This is a genomic window from Patescibacteria group bacterium (genome assembly GCA_041664365.1).
In the GTDB taxonomy this organism is placed as follows: Bacteria; Patescibacteriota; Patescibacteriia; order UM-FILTER-42-10; family UM-FILTER-42-10; genus JAHJEX01.
This window is the reverse complement of sequence record JBAYKW010000020.1, coordinates 1-5306: the sequence shown is the minus strand read 5'-3', so window position 1 is coordinate 5306 and position 5306 is coordinate 1. Positions and strand designations below refer to the sequence as shown.

Below are 5306 nucleotides of genomic sequence, written 5' to 3'. Positions count from 1 at the left end.
TTATACCGGTGATTTGATTTCTTCCGCTTATGAAACAGGAATTGGAACAAATTATTTGGATTTTTCTTCAACCGTAACCGAACCAAGCGGCACATTATCCAAGTTTCAATTAAGAGCTGCTGATACATTGGACGCGCTTTCATCAACTGACTGGCTTGGTCCGGACGGCGCCACAGACACTTATTATCAATCAGCCACCAGTACAGCCGCTTATACCAGTCTTGATAATAAAAAATATATTCAATATAAAATTTTTCTCTCCACTGACAGTTTAGATGAAACTCCGCAAGTAAATGATATCAGTTTGACTTACACCAAAGCTTCACCCGGCGATTTGACTCCGGTTTTTTCGCAAACCAATTGGATCGGCGGTCCAAATCAATCTGATTTTACCGATACAACCAAATTTAAAGAAAGTTCAAATGTTGTTTATACCGAAACCGGACAAGTTGGTTTATCAAAACCGGAAGAAACAATTACGGAAAATTTTTCCAGTACGACCAAGCGCGATGCCACTCAAACTACGGCTGATTGGAATAGCGGCACAAACGAACTTACTCTGGATAAAAATATTACGCCGCGCATAGTCGGCACTTATGATACCCCAGGCACTGCTTATGATGTTGCTGTCTCCGGCAATTACGCTTACGTAGTGGATTCAGATCAAGGATTGGAAGTTTTTGATATTTCTACGCCCAGCGCTCCGATTTTAAAAAGCAGATTAACCAGCGTGTCATATGGTTATGGTATTACTTTATCCGGCAACTATGCTTATATATCAGGCTATAACTGGGGTTTATGGATTGTTGATATTTCAAATCCTTTAAGTCCAACCTTAGTTAAACGATATTATCCCTGGGCTAATAATACTTTAAAAGTTGATGTTTTGGGCAATTACGCTTACGTGGCTCACGGCGGCGAAGGTTTAAGAATTGTTAATATTACGGACAAGAATAATCCTTCAGAAACAGGTTTTTATGATACAACAGGTTCTTGTTATGATGTTAAAGTGCGCCAAGTTGGCGGAAGTATTTATGCTTACGTGGCTGACGGAGCACCCGGGTTATTGATTTTTGATGTAACCAATCCGGCCAGTCCAAGTCTTCTTGACACTTTTGATACTGAGAATGCTCGCGATGTTGCTGTTTCCGGCGATTACGCTTATATAAGTGATGGAAATTATTTTAGAATTCTTGACATTTCTACACCGTCTGATATTAAAGAAAAAAGTATTATAGATACATTGGATGGCGCGGAAGGACTTGATGTCAGCGGTAATCGCGCCTATCTTGCCAGCCATGCTTATGGAGTGCAAATTATTGATATTACTGATAAATCAAATCCGAATAAAATAGCAATGGTTGATACTCCGCAATATGTTGCTGACGGTAATAATTCCGCTTATCAGGTTGCTGTCTCCGGAAATTATGCTTACGTGGCAAATGGATATTATAATGGTTTTGTGATAATTGATGTAAGCGAACCATTTTCGCCGAATTTTTCCGAAAGCTTAAAAACTTTATCTGACAGTCAAGGTGTTTATATTTCCGGCAATTATGCATATATGGCCGAAGGTTATCAAGGACTTCATATTTATGATATAACGGGCAGCACGCCAAGTTATGTCGGCAGTTATGATACGCCCGGTTATGCTCGCGATGTTGTTGTCTCCGGTGATTACGCTTACGTGGCAGACAGTGATTGGGGTTTGCAGATTATCGATGTTTCTGATCCTTCTGCGCCAAGTTTTGTCAGTTGGTATAATACCTCGGGTACTGCCTACCAAGTCGTGATTGACGGTGATTACGCGTATGTAATTGATGCTACTACTTTGCAAATTATAAATATCAGTAATAAAACTTTATTAACTTTAACAGGTTCTTATAATTGTCCGGATGGTGCTTATGGTTTAGATAAAATTGGAAATTATGTTTACTTAACCAGTAATGGAGTAAATCCAACTTTTTCTGCTGTTAATGTAACCAATCCGGCCAGTCCGAGTTTAGCCGGTTCGTATAATGGCAGCGAGTATGGCAATCAAGCCTATGATGTTAAAGTAAAAACAGTTGGCGCTTCAACTTACGCCTTTTTGGCTTCAAATAATTATGGTCTTGTAGTTTTAAATATTACTAATTTAGGTTCTATTTCATATGTTACTCGTTTGGGCAGTACGGAACAAACGAGTCATATGCGGTTATCTCTATCCGGCAATTATGCTTATATTGCTAATGAGAAAGGAGGATTGGAAATAGTTGATATTTCAAATCCGGCCGCAATAAATCGTCAACAAAAAACAGACATGCCCGATTATGTAATGGACGTGATGGTTGACGGCAATTACGCTTATACGGCTACGCGTTCTTCCGGACTTCAGAAGGTTGATATTACTCGGCCGGCTTCAATATCTTCTACGCCGACAGTTGACTATGGTCGCGAAGTTTATGTCAGTGGAAATTACGCTTATGTGACAGAAGAAACTAATAGCAGTTTGAGTATTTTTGACGTGACGGATAAAACCGCGCCGGTCTTTTTATCTAATAAAGATTTAGGAGGCACTTATTGTAATGATGTTAAAGTTTCCGGCAATTACGCTTATGTTTCTTGTTATGATGCAGGTCTTTATATTATTGATGTTTCTGATCCGGCCAATCCTGTTTATCAGGGCGTTTATAATACGCCAAGTTATGCTTATGAAGTAATAGTTGATGGCAGTTATGCTTATGTGGCTGATTACACTACTTTGCAAATTATTAATATTTCCGTTCCAACAGCTCCCACGCTTACGGGTTCGTATAATTGTTCTGATTATGCTTATTATTTGGATAAAGTCGGCAATTATATTTATATAACCGGCTATAATCAAAATCCAAATTTAACCGTGGTTAATGTGAGTAATCCGGCCACTCCTTCGTTGGCTGGTTCTCTATATCAAAGTGATCGCCAGTTAAACGGCATTAAGGTTAATGGCGATTACGCTTATGTGACTTATACCGCCGCTTCCGGCGGAGTGGCGGTTTATAATATTTCCAATCCGGCTTCTATTTCTAAAATTGGTCAATGGGGTTTAAACAGTTCACAAACAGACAGTTGGGGAATTACTTACAGTAATAATAAAGTTTATTTATCATCCGGCACCGGCGGTTTGCATGTAGTTGATGTGACTACGGCATCCAGTCCTGCTTACGTGGGTACTTTTGATACCACCAATACTGTGCGAGGCAGTTTTATCTCCGGTGATTATCTTTATTTTTCAGATTACACCGGCGGATTAAAAATTTTAGATATTTCACAAACCATAGGAGCGCCGACTTTGGAGGGTTCGCTTGACACGCCCGGTAATTCTTATCGTTTGGATAAATTGGGCGACTACGCTTATGTGGCTGATTACAGCAGTGATTTGAGAATTATTAATGTTTCAAACCCGGCTTCGCCTTCGGCAACCGGAAATCTTTCTTTGGCAGGCAACAGTTATGATGTTAAGGCAAAAGTTCAGGGCAGTAAAACTTATGCTTATGTCGGTACAGATCAGGGAGGATTACAAGTGGTTGACGCGACCACGCCGGCCAGTCCTACCTTAGAAAGTTCGGTTAATATCGGAAGTAGCATTTATGGAGTTGAACTTAGCGGCAATTATGCTTATTTGGCCAGTGATACAGGAGGTTTAAATATAGTTGCTATTAACGGAACAAATGGTTCAGATCTCTCGCAAGAATCATCTAATAATGAAACTTTTCCATATAGAAAATCTATTGCTTTAACCGGAGCCGGCGACGCCAGTACGAATTATCAAATTATGGTTAAAGTTGGTTATAGCAGCGCGGCAACCGGAGTAAATTTAACTTGTTCCGGCAACTGTCAGGCGGATTTTGATGATATCAGATTTTATGATAATGATGGTGTCACGGAACTTGATTATTTCAGAGAAACATACACCTTGGGCGATAAAGCCACTTTCTGGGTGGAAGTAAAAGATAGTTTATCCAGTGGACAAAACCCGACTATTTATATGTATTATGGCGACAGCGATGCCAGTACTGCCTCTAGCGGCGCCAATACCTTTCCGTTATTTTTTGATGATTTTACCGGCACAACTATTGATACAGGAAAATGGAGCGAAACAGATACAGGCAGTCATATTTCACAAAGTAATAAATTAATCGCTACCGGCGGTTCGGGTTGGGGAAACACCAGTTTGTATAGCGTGAGTGATTTTGCCAGGGCTGATAATTTGGAATTATTGTTTGATTATAAACCGACCGGCGGAACTTCCGTGATGTTTGGTTGGAAAGATAGTACTTCCGGTAAGAATTATACGGATTTAGTTTATTCTTTTTATGATGCAGGTGATGTTAACTATGTTTATGAAGATGGTACCAGTAGGGGAATATTTTCGGGAGGATGGATTGCCAATAAAACTTATAAAGTCAGAATGCCATTGAAAACAGGTGGCGGAGCGAAATACATGCGAAGCACTGACGGCGGAAGAAATTGGGTATTGAATTATGATTCTTCATATTCAACTGAAGCGACTGAAAAAATCGGTTTTATCAATTCTGATGCTGCTTATGAAATTGATAATGCGTTTATTCGCAAAGTTGCTTCTGCTGATCCGAAAATAAATAATTATGTTTATAATGCCGGTGGTTCGGATTTAACAGAACAAGCTTCTGGTAATGAAGATTTTCCATACAAAAAAGCTATTGATTTGGTTGGTGCCGGAAATGCCTCCACAAATTATAGAATTCAAGTTAATGTCGGTTATGCCAGTTCTGAAACAGGAGCCAATTTGTCTTGTTCCAGTCATTGTCAAACTGATTTTGATGATATCAGATTTTATGATAATGATGGTGTAACAGAATTGGATCATTGGCGAAGCACTTATGTTGATTCTGATCAGGCCACTTTTTATGTACAAGTGCAAGACAGTATGTCAGAAGGTTTTAATCCGACTATATATATGTATTATGGAGACGGAGATGCGTCTTCTGCGAGCAGTCTAATGAATACTTATGATGTAATAAGAGAAATAAATACAGGACAACCGTTAATAGGAAGTTGGCATTTTGATGAAAATACTTTAACAACCGCCGCCGATAGCAGCGGAAACAGTTCCACCGGCACATTAACCAGTGGACCAACTTGGACTACGGGAAAATACGGTTACGGAGTAAGTCTTGATGCTACCAATGATTATATTAATGTTGCGACAAGTAGTATTACAGCCACGGCTGGTTCGGTCAGTCTTTGGATTCAGCCGAATTGGAACGGTAATGATAATACTAAACATGGTATTTGGAATCATCGCA

At 39.6% G+C, this 5306-nt stretch carries 1 protein-coding gene; it reads left to right on the top strand.

Translation table 11 applies throughout. The annotated features are described in order from the left end of the window. Positions 1 to 5306, top strand: a 5306-nt coding sequence (locus WCW66_06875) for a DUF2341 domain-containing protein (GenBank protein ID MFA6392426.1), incomplete at both ends; no start/stop codon positions are given.